This is a genomic window from Proteus sp. Marseille-Q3619, assembly GCF_965283115.1.
The window spans coordinates 1,193,723-1,220,290 of sequence record NZ_CBDIMP010000001.1 but is presented as its reverse complement, the minus strand read 5'-3'; the positions used below and the strand labels follow the sequence as shown (position 1 = coordinate 1,220,290).

The 26,568-nt window shown below is 36.1% G+C and carries 20 protein-coding genes and 1 tRNA gene; 3 read left to right on the top strand and 18 right to left on the bottom strand.

Annotated features, from left to right (window positions below; all coding sequences use genetic code 11):
• Positions 1 to 98 precede the first annotated feature (98 nt).
• Positions 99 to 1,490 (top strand): cysteine--tRNA ligase, encoded by a 1,392-nt coding sequence (gene cysS, locus ACWPWK_RS05570; RefSeq protein WP_109371323.1) that lies wholly within the window; start codon positions 99 to 101, stop codon positions 1,488 to 1,490.
• Between the two features lie 89 nt (positions 1,491 to 1,579).
• Here cysS and ACWPWK_RS05565 read toward each other — a convergent pair whose 3' ends face one another.
• From ACWPWK_RS05565 to folD, 4 genes are all read right to left on the bottom strand, one after another.
• The gene (locus ACWPWK_RS05565) at positions 1,580 to 2,023 is read right to left on the bottom strand and encodes a hypothetical protein (RefSeq protein ID WP_109371321.1); all 444 of its coding nucleotides are present in this window, start codon (positions 2,021 to 2,023) and stop codon (positions 1,580 to 1,582) included.
• Positions 2,024 to 2,260: 237 nt separating this feature from the next.
• Positions 2,261 to 3,202, bottom strand: coding sequence for a 1-phosphofructokinase (gene fruK, locus ACWPWK_RS05560; RefSeq protein ID WP_109371319.1), 942 nt, complete (start codon positions 3,200 to 3,202; stop codon positions 2,261 to 2,263).
• A gap of 653 nt (positions 3,203 to 3,855) precedes the next feature.
• A complete protein-coding gene (ybcJ, locus tag ACWPWK_RS05555) occupies positions 3,856 to 4,068 on the bottom strand; it encodes a ribosome-associated protein YbcJ (RefSeq protein ID WP_109371317.1) in 213 nt (70 codons plus the stop codon).
• Between the two features lie 3 nt (positions 4,069 to 4,071).
• Entirely contained in the window at positions 4,072 to 4,944 is an 873-nt protein-coding gene (gene folD / locus ACWPWK_RS05550; RefSeq protein WP_109371315.1) for a bifunctional methylenetetrahydrofolate dehydrogenase/methenyltetrahydrofolate cyclohydrolase FolD, read from the bottom strand.
• 189 nt (positions 4,945 to 5,133) lie between these two features.
• Between folD and ACWPWK_RS05545 the strand changes: the two genes are divergently transcribed.
• A tRNA-Arg gene (locus ACWPWK_RS05545) sits at positions 5,134 to 5,210 on the top strand.
• A gap of 587 nt (positions 5,211 to 5,797) precedes the next feature.
• A complete protein-coding gene (locus ACWPWK_RS05540; RefSeq protein WP_109371313.1) occupies positions 5,798 to 6,337 on the top strand; it encodes a hypothetical protein in 540 nt (179 codons plus the stop codon).
• 148 nt (positions 6,338 to 6,485) lie between these two features.
• On the opposite strand, the gene ACWPWK_RS05535 is transcribed toward ACWPWK_RS05540, so the two are convergent.
• The 14 genes from ACWPWK_RS05535 to tssF form a co-directional block, all read right to left on the bottom strand.
• Positions 6,486 to 6,794 carry a helix-turn-helix domain-containing protein gene (locus ACWPWK_RS05535; protein WP_109371311.1) on the bottom strand — a complete coding sequence of 103 codons (309 nt, stop codon included), beginning with the start codon at positions 6,792 to 6,794 and terminating at the stop codon, positions 6,486 to 6,488.
• 800 nt (positions 6,795 to 7,594) lie between these two features.
• Positions 7,595 to 9,331, bottom strand: a complete 1,737-nt coding sequence (locus ACWPWK_RS05530; RefSeq protein WP_109371309.1) for a type VI secretion system baseplate subunit TssF — start codon at positions 9,329 to 9,331, stop codon at positions 7,595 to 7,597.
• Positions 9,332 to 9,390: 59 nt separating this feature from the next.
• On the bottom strand, positions 9,391 to 10,722 hold the full coding sequence (locus ACWPWK_RS05525; RefSeq protein ID WP_109371307.1) for a VasL domain-containing protein: 1,332 nt from the start codon (positions 10,720 to 10,722) through the stop codon (positions 9,391 to 9,393).
• A 39-nt stretch (positions 10,723 to 10,761) separates the two neighbouring features.
• Positions 10,762 to 14,310, bottom strand: coding sequence for a type VI secretion system membrane subunit TssM (gene tssM, locus ACWPWK_RS05520; protein WP_454208497.1), 3,549 nt, complete (start codon positions 14,308 to 14,310; stop codon positions 10,762 to 10,764).
• Between the two features lie 2 nt (positions 14,311 to 14,312).
• Positions 14,313 to 15,767 carry a type VI secretion system protein TssA gene (gene tssA / locus ACWPWK_RS05515; protein ID WP_109371303.1) on the bottom strand — a complete coding sequence of 485 codons (1,455 nt, stop codon included), beginning with the start codon at positions 15,765 to 15,767 and terminating at the stop codon, positions 14,313 to 14,315.
• A 5-nt stretch (positions 15,768 to 15,772) separates the two neighbouring features.
• Positions 15,773 to 16,423: a type VI secretion system-associated protein VasI gene (vasI, locus tag ACWPWK_RS05510; protein WP_109371301.1), complete on the bottom strand. Its 651-nt coding sequence runs from the start codon at positions 16,421 to 16,423 to the stop codon at positions 15,773 to 15,775.
• Entirely contained in the window at positions 16,420 to 17,217 is a 798-nt protein-coding gene (locus ACWPWK_RS05505; RefSeq protein WP_109371299.1) for a Fis family transcriptional regulator, read from the bottom strand. Before ACWPWK_RS05505 ends, vasI begins: the two co-directional genes overlap by 4 nt.
• Positions 17,214 to 19,850: a type VI secretion system ATPase TssH gene (gene tssH / locus ACWPWK_RS05500; protein ID WP_109371297.1), complete on the bottom strand. Its 2,637-nt coding sequence runs from the start codon at positions 19,848 to 19,850 to the stop codon at positions 17,214 to 17,216. Before tssH ends, ACWPWK_RS05505 begins: the two co-directional genes overlap by 4 nt.
• Positions 19,851 to 19,859: 9 nt before the next feature.
• Positions 19,860 to 20,615 (bottom strand): type IVB secretion system protein IcmH/DotU, encoded by a 756-nt coding sequence (icmH, locus tag ACWPWK_RS05495; protein ID WP_109371295.1) that lies wholly within the window; start codon positions 20,613 to 20,615, stop codon positions 19,860 to 19,862.
• Positions 20,608 to 21,966, bottom strand: a complete 1,359-nt coding sequence (gene tssK, locus ACWPWK_RS05490) for a type VI secretion system baseplate subunit TssK (RefSeq protein WP_109371293.1) — start codon at positions 21,964 to 21,966, stop codon at positions 20,608 to 20,610. The genes icmH and tssK overlap by 8 nt, the downstream gene beginning before the upstream one ends.
• Before the next feature lie 2 nt (positions 21,967 to 21,968).
• The gene (gene tssJ / locus ACWPWK_RS05485; protein WP_109371291.1) at positions 21,969 to 22,523 is read right to left on the bottom strand and encodes a type VI secretion system lipoprotein TssJ; all 555 of its coding nucleotides are present in this window, start codon (positions 22,521 to 22,523) and stop codon (positions 21,969 to 21,971) included.
• Between the two features lies 1 nt (position 22,524).
• Entirely contained in the window at positions 22,525 to 23,766 is a 1,242-nt protein-coding gene (tagH, locus tag ACWPWK_RS05480) for a type VI secretion system-associated FHA domain protein TagH (protein WP_109371289.1), read from the bottom strand.
• Positions 23,767 to 23,770: 4 nt separating this feature from the next.
• Positions 23,771 to 24,820 carry a type VI secretion system baseplate subunit TssG gene (gene tssG, locus ACWPWK_RS05475; RefSeq protein WP_109371287.1) on the bottom strand — a complete coding sequence of 350 codons (1,050 nt, stop codon included), beginning with the start codon at positions 24,818 to 24,820 and terminating at the stop codon, positions 23,771 to 23,773.
• Entirely contained in the window at positions 24,784 to 26,568 is a 1,785-nt protein-coding gene (gene tssF, locus ACWPWK_RS05470) for a type VI secretion system baseplate subunit TssF (RefSeq protein ID WP_109371286.1), read from the bottom strand. The genes tssG and tssF overlap by 37 nt, the downstream gene beginning before the upstream one ends.

Sequence of the window (26,568 nt, the reverse complement as noted above, 5' to 3'; positions counted from 1 at the left end):
ATCCAATATCCTGATTAATATCATGTTATAGTAGTTGTTATTTTCTTTTATATAAAAACGTAATAAACACGTACAGTTGAAAACGGGAACGTCCACTGATGCTAAAGATTTTTAATACTCTCACTCGCCAAAAAGAAGAATTTAAACCTATCCATGCAGGAAAAATAGGTATGTACGTGTGTGGCATCACTATTTATGACTTATGCCATATTGGTCATGGACGTACATTTGTGGCTTTTGATGCCATAACCCGTTATCTGCGTTACTTAGGATACGATGTTAACTATGTTCGTAACGTAACTGATGTAGATGATAAAATCATCAAACGTGCGATTGAAAATAATGAAACATGTGAGCAATTAACCACTCGTATGTTAGCTGAAATGCACAAAGACTTTGATGCATTAAATATTGCTCGCCCTGATTCAGAGCCGCGTGCAACGCACCATATTGCAGAAATTATTGAATTAACAGAAGCGCTAATTAAACGTGGACATGCTTACGTTGCTGACAATGGCGATGTCATGTTTGCTATTGATACTGATCCTGATTATGGCTTACTTTCTCGCCAAGATTTAGAGCAACTACAAGCCGGTGCTCGAGTTGAAGTGGCTAACGTAAAACGCAATCCAATGGATTTCGTCTTATGGAAAATGTCCAAACCGGGTGAGCCAAGCTGGGAATCTCCGTGGGGAGACGGTCGCCCTGGTTGGCATATCGAATGTTCTGCGATGAATGGTAAAGAGTTAGGACATCATTTTGATATTCATGGTGGCGGCTCAGACTTAATGTTCCCTCATCATGAAAATGAAATAGCGCAATCAACTTGTGCCCATGATGGTCCTTATGTTAATTACTGGATGCACTCTGGTATGGTGATGGTAGACAAAGAAAAAATGTCTAAATCACTTAATAACTTTTTTACTATTCGTGATGTATTGGCTTATTACGATGCTGAAACAGTGCGTTACTTTTTATTATCAGGCCATTATCGTAGCCAACTTAACTACACGGAAGAAAACTTAAAACAGGCTCGTACTGCATTAGAGCGCCTCTATACTTCATTACGTGGCACTGATGCAAATGCTCAACCAGTAGGTGGCGAAGTGTTTGAAGCGCAATTTATTGACGCTATGAACGATGATTTCAATACACCAGAAGCCTATTCAGTCTTGTTTGATTTAGCACGTGAAGTTAATCGTCTAAAATCGGTTGATATGAATGCGGCGAATGGCTTAGCCGCAGTGTTACGTAAGCTTGCTAAAGTATTAGGTTTGTTAGAGCAAGAGCCTGAGCACTTCTTACAAAGTGGTGCTAAAGCGGATGATGCTGGTGAAGTTGAAAAAATTGAATCATTAATTCAACAGCGTAATGATGCTCGTAAAAATAAAGATTGGGCGGCAGCTGATGTTGCTCGTGACGCGTTAACAGCGATGGGGATTGTTTTAGAAGATGGTCCTCAAGGAACAGCTTGGCGTCGTAATAACTAATACGACAATTGAGTAATAACACTTAATGCGTGTTTAATATAAAAATATCGGATATTTAATATCCGATATTTTTTTGTTTGATGATTAACTTATTGACTAATAATACTTGTTTCTCTTTCGCTATCTTTTTGTTTATCTTCAAAATAAGCAATTACGTTTTCAGAGAAAAAGAGTCGATGCGTTAAGATAACGATAATAGAAAAAACAACAAAGCTAACTTCAGACATATTTGTTAATGACATCGAAATACTAAGTATAAAAAAGAGCGAAATAGATAAACATACCCATGAAATTTTTAAAAAAGAGTAAGCATTTCTACTATTTCTAGCTAGTTTTATCCATACTGTAACTTGCATTATCATTGTTATAATTAGACACAGCATGATGAACAATCCCACTAGCATTGTTTGGCCGCCACCCATTGCCATTGCTAATAAATAAATCGGAGCCCCAGCAACTAATATAAATAAACTTACACCCAAAAATAATACTGAAATAACTTGTATCCATAAAAGTACTATGGGCCTTTCCATAAACTCTCCTAAAAACAGAAATAAGTTTTTATTGGCTTTAGAATATCTTTATTAAATTTTATTAAAGTGAAGTTTATCGAATAAATAGAAAAAATAAAGTTTGATTTAATAATAAATAAATATTAATCAATTAAAGAGATTCTATTTTGGATTTTTTATAACCCAGCGTTAATATATTTAATTGAAGCAGTGATAATTCTACTTAATATTATTCAATTTACCACTGGGTGTTATTACTTATAATTTTAGAGGGGTTAATTCGACTTCAGCCATCATTTTTGCTAATTGTTCGCGATCATGAATACCAACATTGGTTTGGCTTACAGCAAGTGCAGAAACGGCAGTAGCAAGACGTAAGGTGTGTTCACTGGTTTGTCGCATCATTAAACCATAAATTAAACCACCAACCATTGAATCTCCAGCTCCGACTGTACTCACGACATCACATTTAGGTGGTTTTGCCATCCATGCGCCTGATGCATTAACCCACATCGCGCCTTGTTCACCTAATGAAATCACAACGTGAGCAATACCTTGCTGACGTAATGTTTGTGCTGCTTGCACAACATCAGAAAGTTCAGGTAAGGGTCTACCTGCCCAAATTTCTAATTCATGATGATTAGGTTTAACAAGCCAAGGGGAGGCTTTTAATCCCGCGACAAAAGCATCTCGGCTACTATCGAAGATCAAACACATACATTCGCTACGCAAGCGAGTCATCCATGCAGTGAAATCATTGAGATCAACGCTAGGAGGAACACTACCACTGACACAAATCATATCAAATTGACCCGCCCAACTTAGCGTGTCGTTAACAAAGCGAGTCCAGTCTTGTTTTGTGATTTCAAAACCAGAAAAGTTGAAGTCAGTCACTTTACCATTGGGTTCTGTGAGTTTGACATTAATACGAGTACGACCTTCAACCATTTGAAAACGATTAGCGATACCAGAGTCACTAAACTCTTTTTGGAATCCATCTTGGTTTTCTTTGCCTAAAAAACCGCCAACAGTGACATCAACGCCAAGGCTTTTTAAAACCTTAGCCACATTGATGCCTTTGCCCGCAGCATGGAAGCCAGCCGTTTTAACACGATTAACTTCACCAAGTTCAATAGGATTACTTAAACCAACAAGATCATATGCAGGGTTAAGTGTGATGGTTGCTACTCTGTGTTTCATGCTAGTTCCTTACCTTAAATAAAAGAACAGGCATCGATTTTTGCTGTAATTTAGCAAAGGCAGAGATACCTTGAGTGGGTAAGCCGAGCATAAAATCTCCTGTTAGATAAAGGGCAAAAAAGACTTAAATATCACAAAATAACAACTAAAATAGTATCATTAAGCTGAATCGTTTCAAATTATAACCTGTAATTTAGTACAAACAATGTTCTTTTGCCTAATGAAAGTAGAAATAAATTAGATCTAAATCACATTTTAGTGCATTTAAACATGAATAAACGGATAAAAGTATCAATAAAAAGGTTTGTTGCTGAAGTTTTACAGTAATGGTTGGAAAGTGTTATCCATATATAAAATAATAACTTATAGCACTTCTTTTTATCTATTTTTTTATAAAATGTACAATCTGCTGAACTGCAAAAGGAGATTATAACCATAGATAAGCTTAAAAATGATGATCTAAATTTAAATATATTAAATCAAATTTTATAATTTTGTTTTTATTCAATTGGTTATGCTGATTTATTTTTTTTTAATATGAATAAATAAGAAAAAAGAGGAAGAAAAAGCGCATTGAAGGTAAAAAAGGGTTAAAAAGAAAAAAAAGCGAGGCTGAGATAGCGACGCTTTTTCAATATTAGTTAATTTGCTGATTATTTGCTGACGCTAACGGAAAACTCACCAAAGGTGACAATTTTTCCAGCAACAATTTTACAGCGTTTACGGGTTTCAACTTCACCGTCAACACTCACTAAACCTTCAGCAATGACACTTTTAGCAGCAGCTCCGCTTTCAGTCCAACCTTGAAGTTTTAATAAATCACAAAGCTCGACATAGTCGTGCCCATCTAATTGAAATGTTTCCATCGATTAATTATTTCCTGTTTCAGGGTCGTGATATTCTTCGCATGCTTGCAAAGTATTTTGAATAAGTGTGGCGACTGTCATTGGACCTACACCACCAGGGACGGGAGAAATCCAGCCCGCACGTTGAGATGCTGCTTCAAAATCAACATCTCCGACAACTTTACCACTTTCAAGACGGTTTATACCGACATCAATCACGATTGCACCTGGTTTAATCCACTCACCAGGAATAAAGTTAGGTTTTCCTACTGCCACAACGACTAAATCTGCGTGCTCAACATGAAAACGCAGATCTTTAGTAAAACGGTGGGTAACTGTTGTTGTACAACCCGAAAGTAATAGCTCTAAGCTCATTGGGCGACCAACAATATTTGATGCACCAATAATAACGGCATTTAAGCCATTCATAGGAATATTACAACGCTCTAGTAGAGTGACAATACCGCGAGGTGTGCAAGGGCGTAATTTAGGTGCACGTTGGCATAGGCGGCCGATATTGTAAGGGTGAAAGCCATCGACATCTTTATCAGGATGAATGCGTTCTAAAACCTTAACATTATCAATTCCGGCAGGTAAGGGGAGCTGAACGAGGATACCATCAATGGTGTTGTCTTCGTTAAGCTGGTCGATCAGATTTAATAAATCAGCTTCACTGGTAGTATCTGGTAAATCATAAGAGCGAGAAATAAAGCCAACTTCTTCACAAGCGCGGCGTTTACTTCCAACATAAATCTGTGATGCAGGGTTATCACCCACTAAAATAACAGCTAAACCCGGTGCTCGTTTTCCAGCATTAATACGTTGTTTTACTTTTTCTGCAACTTCGCTTCTGATGGTCTGCGCAATCGATTTCCCATCTATAATTCTTGCTGACATCTATACATCCAAATTATTCAATTACGGTATTGGTCTATTTTGTCAGATCAAGAGCAATCTGTCAGTCGAATACTTGCCATATTTTGACCATATAGTTTGATATCGTTGAAAAAGCGTTGACTCTCAGAATGTTGAACGTATAATTCACACCCGTTATCAGCACTCTTGCTGACGTCTAAGTTCTTCTAGGCGCCCTTAGCTCAGTTGGATAGAGCAACGGCCTTCTAAGCCGTAGGTCACAGGTTCGAATCCTGTAGGGCGTACCATTTCAAATCAAGTAGTTGCCTGTATTTCAAATTCTCTATTTTTCTCAATTGGGTCGTGTTTGGGACGCTAGCTTCGAAAATACTGTCTGTTGGGCGTACATGTTCAGTTAGGCATGAATAAATCACTTTATAAATACTCGTAGATTTTCTTGGTAATCTTTCCACTAAGCACTTTCATCTGCTTTACTTTTTTCTAACCCTCTCTACTTTTTTTGTGTTATTACTTCAAATTGAACTCCGTCATGGATTTAAAAATCACGCCTAATAGTTCTAAATATTGATGTATTAAATATAGTTATTACAGTAGATAAAATTAGAGGGCGAACTTGAGAAATAATGTCATTAATATTCGAGATGATATGGTTAAGTAATTATTAAAATAAAATGTTAATAACTAATTTTAAAATCAGAATATAAAATAATTAATTTATTTTATTTTTTCAAATAAAGATAAATTTTATAAGTATTAGTCATAGTTCAATAATCCATTTGGTTATTTATTAAATAAATTAATGCATTATAATGACTTTTAAATAAAAAAGATTAAAATATACAGATTTAATGCAAATAATATAAATGGAATAAAAATGCCTTTACCTAACCGATTAAAACCAAGAAAAGTCAGCAAAGCTAAACTCAATGAATTGATCGATTTACTACTAAAGATAACTGTCAAAATCGATAATGGTGCAACTGAAAATGATCCTGAACTTAACACCATGATAATAAAATGGAATGCACAAGTAGTAACACCTTGTGAATTTTCAGATTTTCGTGACTACAATTCGTGGACAAGTGCAAAAGAGTTTACAAAAATAGCTTTTAACCAAGTGAAGTATTTAGATGATCTGACTTATAACGAGTTGATTAGTATTGTTGATTTCATATGTTTAGCTGAAGGCAGTGAATCTGAACAATCTTATGCAATAAATTTACTCGAGATAAACTTTAAAGCCTTTTCTTCAGATCTTATTTATTGGCCTGATGAGTATTTTAATCTTGAAGAAGTTGATGATTTATCATCAGAAGAAATAGCGGCTTATTTGATGGAAGGATCTAATCGCAGATTATCTAATGCTCCAGATATTCTATTAAAATATTCAATCGTTAAGAAAAGTAACAATTAATCTTTTATTTTAACAAAAAAATCAAGCGATTGATTTTATAAATAGATGGTTTTTTACTTAAATAAAAAAAGATGAAAATTTTTGATGTGCTTTAACTGAAGTTATTAAAATATTAAATCAGATAGCGCTAAACAATATTACTGTGTCTTTATCTAAGATTACGGCGCTTCTTATTTCGTAATACAATAATCTCATTTGATGATAAAGTTGTTTCAGCCCAAGCAGTTAGCATTGGTGACATTATTTCGGGTGAAACCAACAAACTTTGTGGCGATATTCCTAATATTAAAGCAATAGCAATAAGCTGATCGACGGTTATTTTCAGATGTCCATTTTCCAAGCGTGAATAGTGTTGCTGACTGATACCAAGCCTTCTCCCCATCTCAATACCTGTTATTTTTAATTGCTTTCTTTTCTGTTTAATTCTCTGACCTACAACAATATTAATTGAACTCATATCAACCCCTCTTTTTAAAAGAGATTACCGTAAAAACACTTAGAGATCGATATGGGCGATCAAAAATAGATTATTGATAGTTGATATCTATCGGTTTTTATTTATTAAAAGATTTAAACCGTTTTACCAAAATCAAATAATTAGATAAATTACATTAGTCTTTAACAGTATTTTTGTTTGTTAATGACGTAATAGGCGTGTTAATTAAGAATAATATGAGTTAATTGGAGATTAGTAAGAATAGAAGGCACCATTTTGCATAACTTGCTCACCATTAGCTCCTGATATTTCAGCCGAGATTATAGGTGATTCTGCTGCAACCTTCGGGCTAAGCACAAAAAGGCACGCTATTTCAGTATTTATAAGATTATTGTGATCAGGTCTTAAATAGAATATGAATAATGCCAAAGAAGTAGAAATAAAATATTAAAAAGGATATTTGATTATATTATAAATACAATCTATTTTCTTATTATTTAATTACTGTAGAAAAAGCTTTTGAAAACATTCTATTTAAATCATCAGCAGAACGTTGTGCAGAACGTTTTTGGGCTAGCTTCTTGGATGCTGTCATGACACGAGAGTCTACAGTAGCCTAGGATGCAACAAAAAGAGCGACAGCATAGGCTCTTTCTTTAGCGCTATTATTAATTTTTGCCATGACTATTGCTCCTTATTTTTTATTAACTCTAAATGGATTCTCACATAAGGTGAACTTCCTATCAATATTTAAATTCCTAATTTTACAATACTAATATTATTATAGAACTTATTATATAATAATTTAATAGATAATATAATTATAATAATGACTTATAACCTTTTAGTGGAGAAGGTGATAAAAACCATTTTATTTTTTCATCATCTTTAAATTTAATTTTCATTTCTAATAACATATTTTCAGATAAACAAAATGGGAAGAAATGATAAAGATGAGAAACAAAGATAAACGCATCACCTTCATTATCAAAATAATCAGTATCTAGTGTTAATATTAAAGATAAACAGCGATGTGGCTTACCTTTTAAAATATAATCATAAGTCTGACTATTTAAATCAATACAGCCATCCAAGGAATTTTTTATTTTCCTTGTAACTTGTTTATCTAATTCTGCATAAATTAAATAATCACTTAACATATTTTTTATTGTTGTAATAGACATTAACATAAAAGCATTAGCACTATAATGTGATAATAAATGCCAATAACATTTATCATCAACAATAGGTGGAAAACATTCTGATAACGGTGTGATATTTTTGAGCAATAAATTATCAGGCATGTTTTCACTATGTGCATTCAACACACCAATGCTGTTATTTTTATATCTTTCAAAGCCAATATAAGTACAGGAAAAATGTAGGCTCGGTGGCGAGATAAGCTCTTCACCTTTATTGTCATAGAAATGAACAATATAGAATGTTCTCCCAGTGATATCTTTATCAATAGTTAATGAATAAAAAAGAGAATTTTGATATTGAGGCAATAGGCGAGATGCTGATGTTAATTCAGTTATTGAGTAAAAATGACAATAAATACCACGCTCTTTTTCATGTGGCTCTAATGAAAGCATGATTTCAGATAAACTTGAAAGATAATGGTTATCTGGAATAGGCAGTAAATAAGATGATTTATTCTCTTGGAAATCAATGATAACTGTATGATCTTTCTCTTTATCAACTGTAGGAATACAGTTAAGTAAAAAACAATCTTGGCATTGTTCTTCGGTTAATGAAATTTGCTTATTTAAATAAATACTAACTGTAAATTGAGTACTTTTTCCCCAATCTAGTTGTTTTATAATAATGGGAATATCTAAACTGATAAAATGGTGAACATGAGGAAGATACAACCCCTCTAATAATTGTTGTGGCGCTTTCGGAGTATTTTCTGATTGTGGAAAAATAGGGTAATCTTTACCAATTTGAGATTTAAAACAAAATGTTGCGTTATCACCATGATAACTTTGATCGGCATGTTTTAGCTCAATATAGTCAAAATGCTGAGTTAACCCAAGTAACAGAGTATCTGCAATATCCTTGATTGGGCTAAGAAATAAATTTAGCGAGCAAGATTGCCTTTGCTCTATATCACCAAGGTAGGCAAAAGTTAAAGAGATACAACTTTTATTAGGTTGATGTGTTACTTGTTTTTCAATAAGAGAATAAGGTTCAATATATAAATCGCGACAAGTTGAAAAACACTCATCATCACTGCCTAAAGCACTACTGTTTTTAGGAATGTAATAACTGTAGTTAATTTCTTTATCACAACTGATTTGAATAATTGATGTTGATGGTAAGCCTTTTATTGCTTGAGAGCCGAGGCGTTGTAATAAAGGGAGTGTGATTTCAGGGAAAGCATCATCAATCTTTTCTTGCAAGTGAGCAGAAAGAAAGGCAAATCCCTCCATTAAATAGCTAGTTTGAGGATCATCTGGCTCTAAAACTTCCGCTAAATGCGGTTTTTTTTGTGCGTAGGATTTAGCCAGTTTTTGCAGGTATTGCCTTTCTTTTAAATATTTAATTTCGCTCATGTTAATCTAATATCTATCCTTTAATAATAAATAATATCTGTCATAACTTTTGGTTATTTTTAATATGAATAAGGCTTTAATCCTAACTCTTCAGCTTCTTTTTGAAGGAGATAATATCGAGCTAATAATCCATTAATATCTGCATCGAGATTATTAATTAATGCGGGAGAAATAGACTGCTCTTTACTTATTTCTTGTGAAAATTCATACAGTTTATTTTCAATCGGCACAGTTTTGTTATGGCTTTTTTGTATTTCATAAATAGCCGTTTTTAAATAAGAAAGAGTAAAGCTTCCTCTGTTACGTTCTTGTTGAACAATCCTATCGGAAAGCTGTTGAATTAATTTATTCGTATCAGACCAACTGCTGTCAATGGGGGCGTTTTCTAATCGTGTGGTAAGGATATTTTGCCATTGTCGTGTTGCGTAAGATTGATCAGCATTATTAGGCCAAAGCTTTTTAGCCACTTCCAACATATGATCTGATTTTCTTAAAGCAAATATAGGAGACTGTTTTTCCATTAAAATAAGATTATTTGCGTATGAACTGATATTAGGTTGATATAACCACTGTGTAATGGCGCCTTCAGGTTGAGCGGTAATTGCAGAGAGTTCTTTTTGCATCGGTAGATAAATCGCCACACCAATAGCAATAAAAATAGCACTACTACTTAATAATCCAATAAAAAAGCCTTTTTTTGCACTCATTGGTTTTTTCTCAATGGGAGGATCGTCATATAAAACAACTTCGGCGATAGGGTTAGGTTTAGAAATATTATTTTCTTTAAGTTCATCAGATGCACTGATATAGACAATAGGCGGGATCTTAACGGCATTATTGCTACTTTTTTGAGTCGAATTTTTTGTACTTTGCTCTAAGGTTTTCGCTGCATTTTGGAAAAACCAAAGTAAATTTTCTAGCTTCGGTAATTTAGGCCAATCAGTATGCGCAAGTTGATCGATAATTAATTGCAGCGCTCTTTCTGAGCGATAAATTAAACGTAAATCAGTAGGTGAGAATGTTAACTGACGCAATAAAACACCGGCTTTGGTATTAAACCAATTTAAAACATCACACCGATGATTTGGCTGAGTAGGCCAAAGATTATCCCATTGACTCACCACTATATTGGCAAGTAACTCGCATCCTTCAGTAAAACCATTTAATCCATTTAAATGAAGACGAGCCAGCGTGTAATAAACGCCACTCTGTAAATCGATACCATGGGTTTTAAATAACGTTAATGAGAGAGATTCAATAAGAGTCCAACTGATCTCAGGTTGAGAAGGATGATTAAGTTTATTAAATTCCGCTTTTAATGCGATAAATTCAGGGATATCTAAAGGAGAGCCTGCAATTTTTATCACAAATTTTTCTTTTGGCGTATTCATGAAATATCCTATCCCCTCATAAATATGAGGGGAAATCAGTTAATAAAGGGTTTCTGGTAATTTGAAGCGAGTAAATAATCCACCAAAGAATGGATTATTAGATTCATCGATTGTGATCCGATATGCCATATCACCACCATCAAGGGTGAATTTCACATCGAAAGAGTGCGGTTTTATATTGGTAAGTTTGCCACCATTAATGAGTCGCATTTGTGCCCAAGGTCCATTAAATAAAATAGCCCGCGGTGACTTATCTCCAGAAATAGGCACTAAGGTAAGCTTGCTCTCGACATTTGAACGCATTGAATTAGGCCAAACCATGTGTACGGTATGGCTTCTGCCATGTGAATAATCGAGTAATTGTCCATCAAGATTTAAAATGCTACGACGTTTATTGCCAGCGAGAGAAAGTGCTTCGATGGCAAATTGTGCTTCTAAATTTCCTTGAGCATTAAAAAACGTATTTCTAATTCGATTAGCAATTTCAAGTTGTTCTAATACATCAGGACGAATAAGTGATTGACCATCACTATTTTCAATCAAGTTATTTTCCACAAAAAGGCGTAGGTTTTGCTGATAGAAGCTATCTAATGTGCCATTTGGTTTGAAAAAGCGCTCAAACTCACTTAAAGGAACATCTTGTGTGGTTGCCGCGTTAAACGGATAGCGACCTATAATGTAGGTATGATATTGCTTAACGACGGTTTCATTCCACTCAACCTCCATGTAGCGAATAGCTTCTTTTTGTACAACATTCCACGCTTGATCCGCTAATTCTCCTACCCAACGATTCATTGGTTCAGGCAATGTTTTAGCTGATTGAGATAATTCAAAAATAATGTCGCGGTTATTATCTTCAAGGCGAGAGGTCACGGACTTTAAGGCTGCTTTACCTGGTACTGGAGAGTTATAAATACCTAATAAATAACGATGAAGTTCATTTAATTTTTGATTGAGATTTTGTAAATTATCACCATTCTTGCTGACAAGAATTTCAGTTTGAGGTGCAAATTCTTTATCTAATCGAGTGAGCAATTTGTATTTCAATTCATCCATTAATGCCTTTTGATCAGCAATGGGTAACGAACTGTCTATTTTAGGTAATGTTGTATTATCTCTTAGTACTTGTAATGCACGACGAATGGGCTGTTCACCGCTAATAATTTGCTCTAATGCATTAATCTCATCTTGTAGTGATTCAAATTCTCTTATTTCAAGATTACTCATGGAGGCACGCCATTGAGCCGTATAATCATTTAGGTATTGCTCAGTGATTTGGCGTTGGATCTCTTTTCTGTCACTTTCACTGTATTGAGTATTTGTGTTTAAATTTAATACCCATGCGTCTAAAAAGGTCAGATCCACCAGCTCATCATTATGCTGAGTAAAATAGTTTGTTAACCCATATAGCGTCAGAAGCTGAGGCATTTGCAGTTTATCTTCATTAATCGCAGTAAAAATAGCGTCAAAGCTAGGACCCACTTGATGACGTATATTTAATGGTGATGAGAGAGCTTGGTTCGCTTTAAGACGTAATGTTTGATAAACACGTTGATAAAGAGGTAAACGGCTTAACTCTTTTTGCGCAGTATTGATTGGCTGAGTAAATGGTGTAAAAGCATTAATAGCAGTTACCTCACCTGCCTTGCGTTGAGTTTGCCAATCGGTATGTTTCAATGCGTATTGTAGATGTGACATTAATTGAGATTGAATATCTCTCTGACCTGTAAATAAGCGACTCCAATAATTGGCCATAAAGTTTTCAACAATTTCATTATTACGCCCACTCTTATCTTCAAGCATGCGCATAATGCGTAATATCTCTAATTTTTCTTCACTACCGGCTGGCGCTTTATTCAGCTCAGTCAGTAAAGAATTCATAATTGAAGGTAGATAATGTTCGGTTATCAATTGGAGATAAACATTTTCGACATAAGGCCCAACATTCTTTCCTTGGTATAATCCAAGATCGGAAAAAGTATCACTTTTTTCGCGATAATTACCGTAGGCCAATGTGGCATCTAATAATGGATTTAATACCGCAAGTTGTTCTTTTCCTGCTGTATTGGTGGTAATGGTTGTTTCTGAAGAGTGAAATGCTTTCACTTCATTAAGTACATTTTCGCCAGATTGGTAGTTTTTACTGTAATAATGACTCCAACCATTCCATAAAGCGATAACACCAACAACACTAATAGCGGAAGCTAATAGAACTCTTCTGCGATGTTTTTTTAGCCAAAACTGACTTTCAGCGGCAAGATTCGGCTCTGATAACAAAATATTTTGAAAAAGTGATTGCGTAAAATAGCTATGAGTTTCTGCAATGGGCCAAGTGGCTAGCGGTGCTGTTGGTAAATGGTATTGAACTGAGGCCGTTTGACTAAAGATATTATCAACTTGACCGACTTGTGTTGCTGAAGTGAGGTATACCCCTCTTAATTGAATATCTTGCTCTTTATTACTGGACGTTAATGCATTAAGCAGGCTAATAACGTTAGTTTTTAGCCCTTGGATTTGACGAATAAAACTAAATAACTTAGTACGTTGGCTTTCATCAACGCGATTCAGCATCATCTCAGGAAGGGCGCTATTCATTTGGCTTACCCACTGTTTCCAAAATGCATTAAGATCTTTTTCCCAACTGTTTTCACTATTTAATCGGAATGTCACACCTAATATTTCATCACGCTGTTTGGCTTCTAGTGACTGAAACATAGCGTCAAATCCCTGTAATAAATCGAGTTTTGTAAACACGATATAAATAGGTAATTGACTATTAAAAGCGATGCGAATTTCTTGTAATCGCATATGCAATGAAGCAATAAATTGGCTATTTTTCTCTTTATCGTTTGTCAGCAGTTGTAATGTATCAATAGCAAGAATAATGCCATTCATTGGTTGACGAGAACGATGTTCATTTAGCCAGACTAATAACTCATTCCATAATCGGTGATAAAGTTTTGGCTTTTCTAAAATAAGATTGGGTTGCGTAATTAACTTACCTTCTGGCATTAATAATATGGCTTGGTCAGCTAATAACATTTTTATATGCAAAGATAATTTTTGTTCGCTAACGATGTTTTCAATAGGCGCAATATCTAATGTATTGAGGCTATTTTTTAATAATGTATTTTTGCCACTTTCATCGGTACCTAGAACAAAGTACCAAGGCTTTTGATAAAGCGCATTGGTATGCCCATTTTGATGTTTAATAAATTGCGATTTCCAGTAGTTTAAATAACGGTTCTGATGTTCAATATCATTAAGTACAGGATCGACAATAGCGAGTTCAACATCCAATTTCAGGCCTTCAAGCTTCCTTACACGCAGCCATGTTGCAATACCAACCCAACTAACAACGACTAAAATAGTGATAACAGTCGCTAACCAGCGTGCACTGAGCGATCTTAATGGATAATCCCCTTTAAATTCGTAATTAGCTCCCCACCACCAAATCCAAATGACAAATAGTGCCGGAATTAAGGCAATAAAAAGTAAAAAGAAGGATTTAATTTTTGATTTATCAGCAAAGAAAAATTTTTTTATAAAATCCGTTATTTTCTTTCCAGAAAGAAATGACCAATTCATTATTATTCCCTATGAGAAGACGAGTTCTGTTGATGTTCCGCTTTTGATGCTAATTGACTTAATAAATTGGGTTCCCACTCTGATAATGAATATCGAAGTGCATCTTGATAAAGCTGATTAAAATACATATTTGCGATAGAACTCATCTTTGAGGCTTCAAAAAGTTGTGCTGAGAGTAACTGCAAATAAAACCGCTGGCGGGGTTCTGTTGTGATTGAAATGGCGTTATCAATCATTAATAACGCAGCATTAAGGCCTTCTTTTTCAAAGCAGGTCATAATTTCTTGTTGCTCACTTTGGAGCGATAACGAAGGACTCGCATTATTATTCGTTTTGTTTTCTAAATGACTTAGCCATTGATGAGTTTCTTCTGAAATAAAGCGTGTCATATCAGAGAAATAGAGATGGTTAAGCTGAGGTAATCGAGTTAAAAACAGTGAAAGTTCTTGAGCAATAGCTGATGCAATATGAGTTAACCCTAATGATTGAGCAGCTTGAGCCGCAATATAGTGGCCATCTAACCAGTAAGGCGCTAACGTTAGGCTCTGTTCAATTTGATTGAGTAAAGTGAGTGTCGGTTGTGCGAGTTGCGCTTTATAGTCGGTCACTCTATCAATGGCTACTGCCGCTAACGGAGTTTTACCTTGTTTATCACTCATCGGGAGCGTTTGAATATTGTGCCAAATGGCATATCGGCGTAGGCGATAACCGATAGCATCATTAGGTGCTTGTTCACAAAGAATGCTCGCAACTTTTAATAGTGTTTGCTTCCATTGGCGATCATCACTTTGATTAATTTCAACGTGATGTTGTTCTGCTTCTGAAGTCACGCTGACAGGTGCTTGAGAAGGTGTTTTTACTTCATTAATGGGCTCTTTTTTTACACTTTCTTCAACAATAATGGTCGATTTTTGTGTATTTTCTATATGTTGATACGCTTGGCTTAATTCATCCATTTGCGTAGATAAACTAGGCTGACTGGTGTGCCAAAATTGTGCTAAATAGGCGAATTCACCCAAAATATCATCACGCTGTTCAGGCGTAGCTTGTTGGCAAAAACTGTTTTTGACTGATTCAAAACGTTTAAGAATTTGTTGTGCTAAGCGTAGTTTTAAACGCGGATTACTAGGGTAGCTGATATCCCAATAATGTTGCATATAGGCGCTGGCAACAGTGGCGGCAATAACGAGTTCTTCAGCAATAGCAGCATGTTGTAGTGTTCTTAAAAAATGCACCAATAGGCGAAAGTCTTTGGTTTGTGTTGCGAACAGCTGTAATGCGCGACGTTGAATATCATCAATATCTAAAGTGCTATGGCTTAGTGAGCCAAATTTTATCATTTCACTTTCGATATATTCCCAATCAGCGCTATTTTCATCAAGCTGGCTACTTATTTTAGCCTCATCCAAAGAGGCTAAAAGTTGTTCTCGCCATGTGCTGAGCGTTTTTGTTGTCATGATTATCACCAATGACAGGCTGAACGTAGAGGTTTTATCTCTTCGTTAATGCCTGAAATATTGAAGGTTAATTGCTCATCATTCGCTAATTTTATGGTTAATTTAGCGCTGGAAAGTAGTTGCTTGATTTCATCAATGCCGGGTATACCGCGACTTGCTTCAAGTAAATAACCGTCTTCGCGTAGAAACCATTCGCTGCTTAATTGGGTTTTATCCGTTATTAGCAGAACATTTCCTGCTGTTTGTTTTTTCGGTAACGCAATTTGCATACGGGTAATGTTGTCAATACAACTGAGCATTAAAACAGAGCGGGGTGGTTGATATCCCATTGCGGGGATCGTCATAATAACGGGATAAGTACCCGTGTTATTAGCTGTTACTATAAATCCCGCAGTATGATTTTCTCGCTTCATTTCATGTTCTACCGCTAAGCGCCAAATATCACCCATTGCACTGACATCAAAAGTAGAAGTTTGCTTATTCTCAACGTTAATTTGGTCATAACAGGATAAGCGAATAAGTTGAGATACCTCTTCACGACATTGAGAGAGCGCTTGCTCAGTAAGGTTAACTTCATCTTCCTGTGCTTGTGCAAAGGTATTGTTAAGCGAAAAGAAAGCTAGAAAAATGAAATAAATCGTCCGTGAATAGTTCATTCAAGACATCCATATTTTTTTAATTTGTATAGAAGAGATCGCTTTGAAATATTTAAATTTTCAGCAATTAAATTGAGATCGTTATTACTGCTTTCTTGTTGATAACGCAGAATTGACGCTTCATAGTGTTCGGTGGCTAAAGTAAGATCGTTTACCTCAGCAAAAGAGTGTGGTGATACCCGCGTGGAAGTTAAATTAGATACAGATAATGAACGTAACGCCTGATTAATTTTCTCTTCTTTCTCTTGTTGTAATTTTAATAAATATTGCAGATCAGCAATTTTTTGTTGTGATTGAGAAAACGCTAAAATACTTTTTAATTGATGATGAAAAATATTGCAGTAAATAGAGAAGATCCCTTGTTCATAAACTGTTTCATCGAGATCTTGCCCTAACATAATAATTAACCCACAAGGTTTATTATTCAGATCAGTAAAGGGAATACTAAATAATCCACAATGCACAGGTTGTTTGGCGATAAACTGCTGTAAAGCGTGATCGCTAATATAACTGCCTTGTTTTAGATCATTCCAAAGTATAGATTGTGGTTGTGATAGAAGCTGGATCAACGGGTGATCCGCTTCTGTAATATCGACATCCAAATGTTTTTTCTCTACTTTTTCATTAAGATCAATGCTCCAGCTCTCTAATCTGTTTTCTGATTTATTAATCATTGAAACAATAAGTGCGCTGAATGGACTGCGAGGCATACTGAGTTCAAGAAATTGGCTGATCAGTGAGTCCACATCTAAACAAGTTAAGAGAGAGAGCGCATTTTTCAGTCTGTGCTTCATAGTTCTATATTCACCTCTGCAATAAATTGGTTATCTTGCGTTGATAACCGTATCGTCCTGATATCTTCATTTCTTGCACTGTGTTGCAATAGAAGGAGTGAAAGAGGCGGGAGTAGTGCGCCATCAATAATGGATTCTAAAATTCTTGCTCCGTTCTCGGCTCGTGAAGCACGTTGCAATATTTCATCTGAAACCGCATCTTCTAGCCTGATTTCTGCATGAAAGCGTTGTGTAAGTAACTCGGTTAAACGTGTTAGTTTGTGAGTAATAATTTCTTTGAGAATAGCCTGCGTTAACGGTAAGAACGGAATGACTTCCATACGTGCTAAAAGAGCAGGTTTAAAGAAAGTGGTTAATTCTGGATAGAGCGCATCATGCAATTTATCTGGCTTATCTGCATTAGCCATAATGATGTGATCGCCTAAGTTAGAGGTTAAGAAGAACGCGACATTCTTACAGTCAATAATACGACCTTCTCCATCAGCTAACTCGCCTTTATCAAAGGCTTGATAAAACAGATTTAAAACATCGGGATGGGCTTTTTCTACTTCATCAAGTAATACAACAGAATAAGGTTTTTTACGGATAGCTTCGGTTAACACTCCGCCTTCTCCATAACCGACATAACCTGGAGGTGAACCAATTAGACGAGAAACAGTGTGTTTTTCCTGAAATTCAGACATGTTGATCGTGGTTAAATACTGCGTTCCACCAAACATTAACTGAGCAATTTGAATAACGGTTTCTGTTTTACCAACACCACTTGGCCCTGCTAACAAGAATGCCCCTAATGGACGACCTGAGCGACGTAGATCAGCACGTGCTGTCAGTAAATGTTTATGAAGATGCTTAATAGCAAGTGTTTGCCCTTTTATGCTCTGTTCAAGATAGGTAGGAAGCTCTGTTACCACTAATAGCGCATCTTGTGATAAGCGATTAAGCGGAACGCCTGTCCATTCAGCAATAACGGCAGCAATTTGTTTTTTATCTACATGAGGTGAGACTAATAAAGAGTGTTGATGTAATTCATTTAACTCTTCATTTAGCGTGTTTAATCGAGATTTTAGATCATCACTATTATTTTCAACACTTTCACCGTCTGTTTCTTCTTCAAGCGAGTGAGTTAATGTTAATAATAAAGTTGAACGTAATTCGATAATTTCACGAACAATCTTTTTCTGTTTTTTCCACGCTTGTTGAAGCTCATCAATCTGTGTTTCAATCTCAATAGACTGATTTTCTAATATTGCTAAGCGCTCTGAATGATCTTTTAAACCCAGTTGCTGTTCACGGGTTAATACATCACGCTCCATATTGATTTGATGGCGTTGTGTTTTTAATGCTGATAGCTGTTTAGGAGGCGTCGAAAGATTGATCGCCGCACGAGCACAAGCGGTATCAAGTACATCAACGGCTTTATCGGGAAGCTGACGACCAGAAAGATAACGCTCACTTAATTGTGCTGATGCACAGAGCGCTTCATCATCAATAAAAACTTGATGCGCTTTTTCATAAATAGAGCGTAATCCGCGCATAATAATAATCGCTTCATCGGCACTAGGCTCTTTCACTTGAACAAGTTGAAAACGACGCGCTAATGCAGCATCTTTCTCAAAGTATTTTTTATATTCGCTCCAAGTGGTTGCTGCAATAGTACTTAATTCACCACGGGCTAATGCAGGTTTTAGCAAATTGGAAATATCTAATCCACCTTGCTGATTTCCTGCACCAATCAAGGTATGGGCTTCATCAATAAATAGGATAATAGGCGTCGGTGATTGAGCCACTTCTTGCATAATGCCTTTAAAGCGTTTTTCAAATTCCCCCTTTACGGCTGCGCCAGCTTGAAGAGCGCCCAAATCTAATGTTAATAACTCACATTCTTTGAGTTTTTCAGGAATTTCCCCTGCGATAATACGTAAGGCCAATCCTTCAATTAAGGCACTTTTACCCACACCAGCTTCACCAACAACCACAGGGTTGTTTTTACGACGACGGCAGAGAATATCAATCATTAAATCAATTTCCTGATCACGACATAAAACAGGATCTAACTGGTTATCTCGTGCTTGTTGCGTCATATTTTGTGTAAAACGTGCAAGCATTGAATCAGACTGAACATAGCTATTGGATGATTTATTAGCTTCTGTGATTGGCGTTTCTGCTGATGTGAGAGTCCATTCATCAAAGTTAAGTTTGAGTTGCTCTCTATTGATTTGTGAGAGTAACTCAACTGCTGATTTAGGCAAATAACGATGAGGCATTTGTAATAAAGTGAGTAACAACGCGCCTGAACGTAATGTGTTATGACTAAGTTCTGCGGAAGCTAATAGCCAACTATCTTTAAGCCATTCGACTAACAGTGGAGAAAAATTTGGATAACTTGGAGCCACGCTTGGATGCTGTGTCGCGTTAATATTTAAAAGCGCGGTTAATTCAGTGGGATTGATATCAACTTTATTAAAAATAGTGCGGATATCCGTTAATGGTGTTTCCAGCAGTTGTTGTAAAAATTGCTCTACTGTAATTTCAAGTTGCTGGTGGCTTACACAAAACGCAGCCGCATTTTCTAAAGCATGTTTAGCAATAGGGTGAAGTCTATTAACTAATGTTGAGAGATCAATCTGGATCATAAAGGCGTCCTAGCTAAGAAGTGTATTAAGCTGTTCCAAAATATTGAGAGTTTGATGTCTCAATCTAGAAGCATAAACTGTGTAAATAATCGTGGCGAAGATCAGCGAGCCAATGGCGATATAACGAACACCAAAGCGTTGTCCTAAACGATATTGATGTGACTTGATGCCATTTTCTTTGTATAAAACAACGGGTTGAGACTCACCTTTAAGTTGTTGGATCTGTTTTTGCAGTTGGCGAAGTAATTTATTAAAGTCATCTCCATAGCCATTGCTGACTTTATAGCGACCGCGATAGCCAAGGCATAAACAGAGATAAATAAACTCTAATAAATCGAGGTAACGTTTAGGCTCACCTAATAAGCGTTCTATTAATACGAAAACCTTTTCACCACCCCATGATTCATTATGAAAATGTACTAATAAGGATTGTTTTACCCAATCGTTATCTTGATCCCAACCCAGCTCTAATGCTGCTTCATCAATAAATGTGCATAACACATAGCGGAATGAAACAATGGCTCCCGGCTCATAGCCGTGAGTTTGAAGTTGTTGCTCAATGGCTTGAATATCAGTGACCACTTGCTGAAAAAGCTTTTCTGATAGTGGCGTTGCCGACATTGATTTCATTCTGATCACCATACCCAGCAATGGTGTTGCAACATCAATCATTGGATTGATGTTGTTACCACGCAATGGTAATTGATATGATTTATGGCTCGCTTTCTTTTCAGTAACCTCTTGTATTAATGATAAATCACTCATGTTGTGTTCCACTTCTTATTGCCCAAAGTTGAATATCAAGTTCAGGGAATTGTCCTGATACGTGGAATGCAATATTTCCGTGTTTCTGTATATCTGCCCATGACTCGCCTTGAGGATCTAAGCGGAAATAGGTATAGCCTGAGTGATATGGCAATTGACGAGGTGCTGTTGATAACGGAATAAAACCAACACCAGGCATTTGAACACTGACTAAATCACGAATTTGATTCACTGACGTCACTTTTGCTTGTTGGGCGAATTGGCGACGCAGTTGCTCTTGAGGTAACTGAGCGCGCACCGTAATAATAAATTCCGCATTTTGCAGAAGTTGTCTGTCATGAATTGTCGCAACACGAATGCCATGCTCTTGTTTTTGCAATGGAATAGGTACCGCTCTTGGTGTTAAGACGACACTTAATGCTTGCCGAATAGATTTAATTAGGGGCAAAAAACCTGCTGCCAAGTCGTAGTGGCGATAACTCGGTAATTTATCAGGCAAACGAGAGCCATTAGTGAAAGTTTGAATTTCACCATTAAATTGAAGTAGCTCTTTAAAGAGTTGTTCTGGATGAACGACAGTCTGCTTAGATAAATGTGAAAATTGAGGATAAGCGCGATTAAGTAGCTGCAACATCATAAATTCTGCGACATCAGCAACGCCTTGTTGACCAGGAGAGCCAATACGTTCTGCAATTTGGCGTCCTCGCTCAAATAGGGCGCCTTCAACTTCGGCTAAAAACTCCGCTAAAATTGGACAAATTCGCGCATTTAAGCAGGTAGGAATATAGTTTTTATCCAGAATTAAACTACCATCAGCGCTGATTTCTCTTATTTTGCAGATAGGTAACATGACATAAGCGTCTAACTCTGTTTTTCCTAATTTTAAAATAGGATTGAGTTTCGCGATATTGAGTGTGCTGACATCCCCATTTTCAGTATGTAAATCACGTACTTGTGTTAATACATCGCTATAACGTGCCAATAAGTGATTGCCGTTATGGGAATGTGAGATCTCACTGACTGTGCTGTTTTGTAATGGCAATGCCAAGTAGACAATGTTGTCACTGCCTTCATTAATTTGTGAAATATCAATGGGTGAAGGAAGATTATCTTGCTGTGGAATAGAAAACAGCGTGCCATCAGGCATAATTCCAGAGGCTTCTTTAAGACCAATGCGACCAAGGCTTAATAATTCAGTATTCAGCGTTAGTTGGCTTAAACCATAGTAATGAGCGTGATAGGTTTTTATCAGCGTTTCAATAATATAGTCTTGATAACGTTGCTGCTGCTGAAAATGCTGAGGTTTAATAAACAACCCTTCATGCCATATCACTTTATTTTTCGTAGACATTGTTATTGATCCTCTTCTTTTCTAAATTCAATTTCATTTTCTTTGATATGGACGAGTAGATTGTAATGATGACCAATCCCATTGATTTTTAATATTTTCTTCCATTGTGTGATATTGACATCTGAGTAATAGGCAATGATCCCGATATACTTATTCTTTTTATCTAGCTCAATGGGATCGAGCGGCTTATATTGATCTGGTAAAAGGGTGTAATCTTGATGATCGATATAATTTTTCTTTAATAGCGTTTTCAGATCGCAATCTTCTTCAATAATTTGGTCTTGATCTAAAGACGCAAAGATCGACTCTTCATTCATATACACAATTTGTAATTGAACCGGCGTTGCCTCGCCTTGATCATTAGGATTGATTTCAGGCTCTGCTAATAACGTGAGTGAGACAATTGAAGGCTGCTCTTTTTCTTTACCCACAGGTGTTGATGGGTCCCACATGACTTTGCCTATTTTTGATATGGCTTCAATAGGGTTACTGCACCCACTGAGTTGAGTGGCTGCAAAAATAAAAAAGAGGTAAGTCATGAACGTTTTTATCGACATATCACACCTCATCAAGCCCTTTTCTTAAGGCGCGGTCATAAGCGTGGGTATAGACCTCATAAAATAGTTTCTCAAAACCTTGTTGGCGAGATGATGCTAACTCATTGTAATAATTGGTATACATATCCCAAGCCCAAGCGCTATCACTTGGCGTGTTGTCGTAACTACGGCGATAATGAGAAAAACGTTTTAATAAATGCTCTGGAGAGAAGGCTTCTAATAACGTGGCTAATGCAGCAGAGATGGCTTCTTGATTAGCGTGATAATGCAATTGCACATTGTGTAAGCTTTCTGCGACAGCAGAAGGTGCGGATAAATGCACAGGGCTACGTTCATCCGTAAACATTAAACGCATAACACTGTCATATTCATTATTTAAACGAAGCGGATTATCTTCAATTGGGCGTAGCTGTTTATCTTGTAAATTTTCCTGCTGTTGTAATGCTAATAAACCTTTAATTGCAGATTGCGTGGTTTTTCCTAATTCAATAAGAAAATCATTCGCTTGCTGTGAGTTTTGTAAGTTAAGGTGTACACCCAGTCCTTTCATTAATGGATTAATTGCGACATAGTCTACGTCTGCATTTGTTTCATTATCTTGAGAAGTTATTTCTGGCAAATCCATAAATTCCTGAACCATGAGATCTCCCTGGTTATCTGAACGAGGCGAAGAAAGAGAGTAATGATGCGCGTTAGAAGATGATCCTTGAATAAGCTCTAAGCTTTCATTCTCAAGGGCTTTTAATGGATCATGCGTCATTGAGCCTGAAACTGTCGGAGCTAAAGGCAGAGGACTTTCTGTTTTATGAACAGAAGGGGAGTTTTTTTGTAGCAAGGGATCTAGTGGATTATCATCAGTCTCGATCAATGATTGTGGCGTCATCGCCATAAGATCTTGTTTATTGTTTTGCGTTAAATTGATATTAACGGATAAAACTAATTGCCCGATTTTGACTTGATCGTTTTGAGATAAACAGACCGCCCCAATATGAATGGGGATCAGTGCATTGTTAATATAAACAGGCTCAACAAGTGTTTTTAAACAAAACTGTTTATCTTGCCAAGCGATAGCGCATTGTGTGGATGCAATAGATGATTGAGTATCTTGTATTACCCAGTGTGATTGTTTACTGCTACCAATCGTGCCACCAAGTTGTGTAAATTGACTATTTGGTACATAGCCACTTTCAAGCAACTCACTATTTATTAAGCGAAAAGAGATTGTGGGTAAATAGTTATCCATAATATTATTCCAAAATAGTCATTGTCACACTAGGATTGGCTTCAGGCTTTCCTAGAAAACTTTGCCAACCTAATTGATTGTGTTGCTCTTTACCTAAGCAGATCCCATTAGCCTGTTTGTCTGCAATGCGTAAGCGTAAATCCCACGCAAGTTGTTCATGCATGATGTAAGAAACGAAAGTAATAAGTGACAAAAAGTCTTTGCCATTGGGAAGAAATGACATATAGCGATCGAGAGGCAATTCACTAATTTCAATCGTACATTTACCATTGCAATCATAGATATGAGAGCCAATATTAAAATTTTCACCTAAAACCATTTTTGGGCGTGATTTCTGCCCTGAATGACGAGTAACAACACCTAAACGGTTTTGTTGATCTTCAGGAATAGGAACTTTGCGTATTTGCCACCCGATTAATTCCACTTTTTCTAAATCAAAGCAGTGAGAAATTAAGCTACAAATAACATCAGGGGAGCGACTTGGGCTGGCAAGCAATCCGGCATAAGCCAGCATTTTGCTGTGGTTGATGTTCATCATGCCACGATTGGCTTCACTTCCTAGTCCTACCAAAGAGAACATATGACGAGAAAATGCGTCATGACCACCATCTTCAAAACAGATGTAATAGCGATATTTACGCCATATACGATGGAGTAAAGTCACTAAGCGGTGATTAAATAAATTAAGATAATCAGTTAATTGATTGGCTTGTTGAGCATCTTCCCATGCGAAATGATCAAGGTAATAACCTGGTAATGGCGATTGGCTACCATGCAAACCCAAAAAAGACACTTCTAGATCAAACTGACCTTGTTCATCTTGACGTAATGAAACGACATCACGAGTTGGAAACGCCGTATTAGCGTTTGATCTAAACTGAATAGAGACTTCATTATTCAATGCTGTTTTATGAGAATGCAGTTTATTAAGCAACTCAACTAATTGATAGAAGCTATATTCAGTAACAGATTTGCCCGCTTTCTTATTTAGCCAGCTTTGAATTTTCTCAATATCTGTTATTTGAGTATTTGCTGATTTATTTTCGCTGGCCAAAGATAAATTTCCTTATTATCTAAATTAATAACTTCCAATTCGTGAAACATATTAACGCTGGTATAAAGGGTAAAAAATTGTGCTAATACAGAACAAAATAGATACATTGCTCCTTCTGAAATAAAGGCGCTTTGATGTATCGATAATGTTGTTTTTACACCTCTTACAGGCAAACCTTTATACAAATACTCAATAGGCTCTGTTCTTAAATTTGTGATTGCATCGAGGCATTTTTGAGATTGGCGAGCTGATTGTTGATAGAACGTCGCTTTAAAATCGTATAACTGTAAAATTTGTTTGAGTGCAGTTAAGCTTAATAAAGATTGATAATTAATAGATAAATTAGTGAGTTCTGACCAATACAACGTATTTCCTAATAAAGGATAAAGTGCTTTTGTTGGTTTAATTATATTACTGGCAGATAAAATACCGGAAATAACGCTATTTTCATCAAGCTTTATCGAATGAGAAGATAATGAAGAAGCGAGTGTACGATTAGTACAGTTCATCGATACTGAAATACTTTCTTCACAGTTTAGTAAGTCAGGTTCATTATTTCGCACAAATGACAAGGTATGTTGATAACCATAATGTGATTTATGGTGTGCTATTTTCAAACGGTAATAACCCGTTCTTTCTGGATTTTCTTGATTATTTTGATGGTGAAAACTTTCGAAAGCCGTGTAATGAGTAATATAAGAACGCTGATTCGGAATATAACGTAAACCTTGGATCGTATTTATTGAGAAAATATCATAACAATCTTGTTTTTTATGACTTTTATTTAGAACATATTCTGTTTCTTTTCCCGTTAAATTTATTGCTTCACTTTCCGATTCAAATAAATTAACAGCAGGTACGCAATTTATCTTTATGCAATCTTCCGTGATCAGCATGGCTTCTGGAATATCACTATCAAATTGAATTGATAGTGTAAAAGTATCAGAAACCAAAGCAGGAGGGATATTATCTAATCCTTTGATTAATAAAGACATAAATGCCTCAGGGAAACAAAAGTATTCCTGTAATAAGCGATATCCTTCATAACTATTTTTAGGATAAGGTAAAAGAGAGTCTTCAGCATGAAAACCCATAGGTTCAATAGCAAAATGCGCTAAGGTAAATTGATGCTTAGGTGTTGTTATGGTTGCTTTTTTGACTTTGCTATTTAATAAATAAAATAGCTGGGTCGTTGTATAAGAAAGCCCATTAAGATAAATACACAGTTTCTCTAAGCCAACTTCAGCTAATGACTGTAATTGGTTTAGAGAAAAATGAATATCTAATGTATCTTGATTTTGAGTCACTCGTGTTACTTGTATTGGAAGTACCCATAAATCACGACACTGTGTAAATTGGCATTTATGCCAATTATCTTCATCATTGTCGGCTAATTCATTTTGAATATAGAGTGGGCGGCTAACAAAAGGTTGCCCTTTTGCTATTTTAATCGCATATTTTTGAGTGACTTCAGTACGATATTCCATTGCTGTCATGCTAGGAAATGGACGTGCGTAAGCCGGCCATAGCATATTCACTAAACTGTTTGTTAGTTCAGGAAATTGTCTATCTATTTGTTCTCGTAAATTACCTGATAAATAAGCAATGCCGTCTAAAAGGCGCGCAGCATCAGGATCACGCACCCTTTCAGATATTTGATTAATAAGCTGCGGTTTTTCAGTTGCAACATATTGTTCAAGCTTATCGAGATAGCTTAGTTCATTATCAAAATAGTGATTTGAAGACAT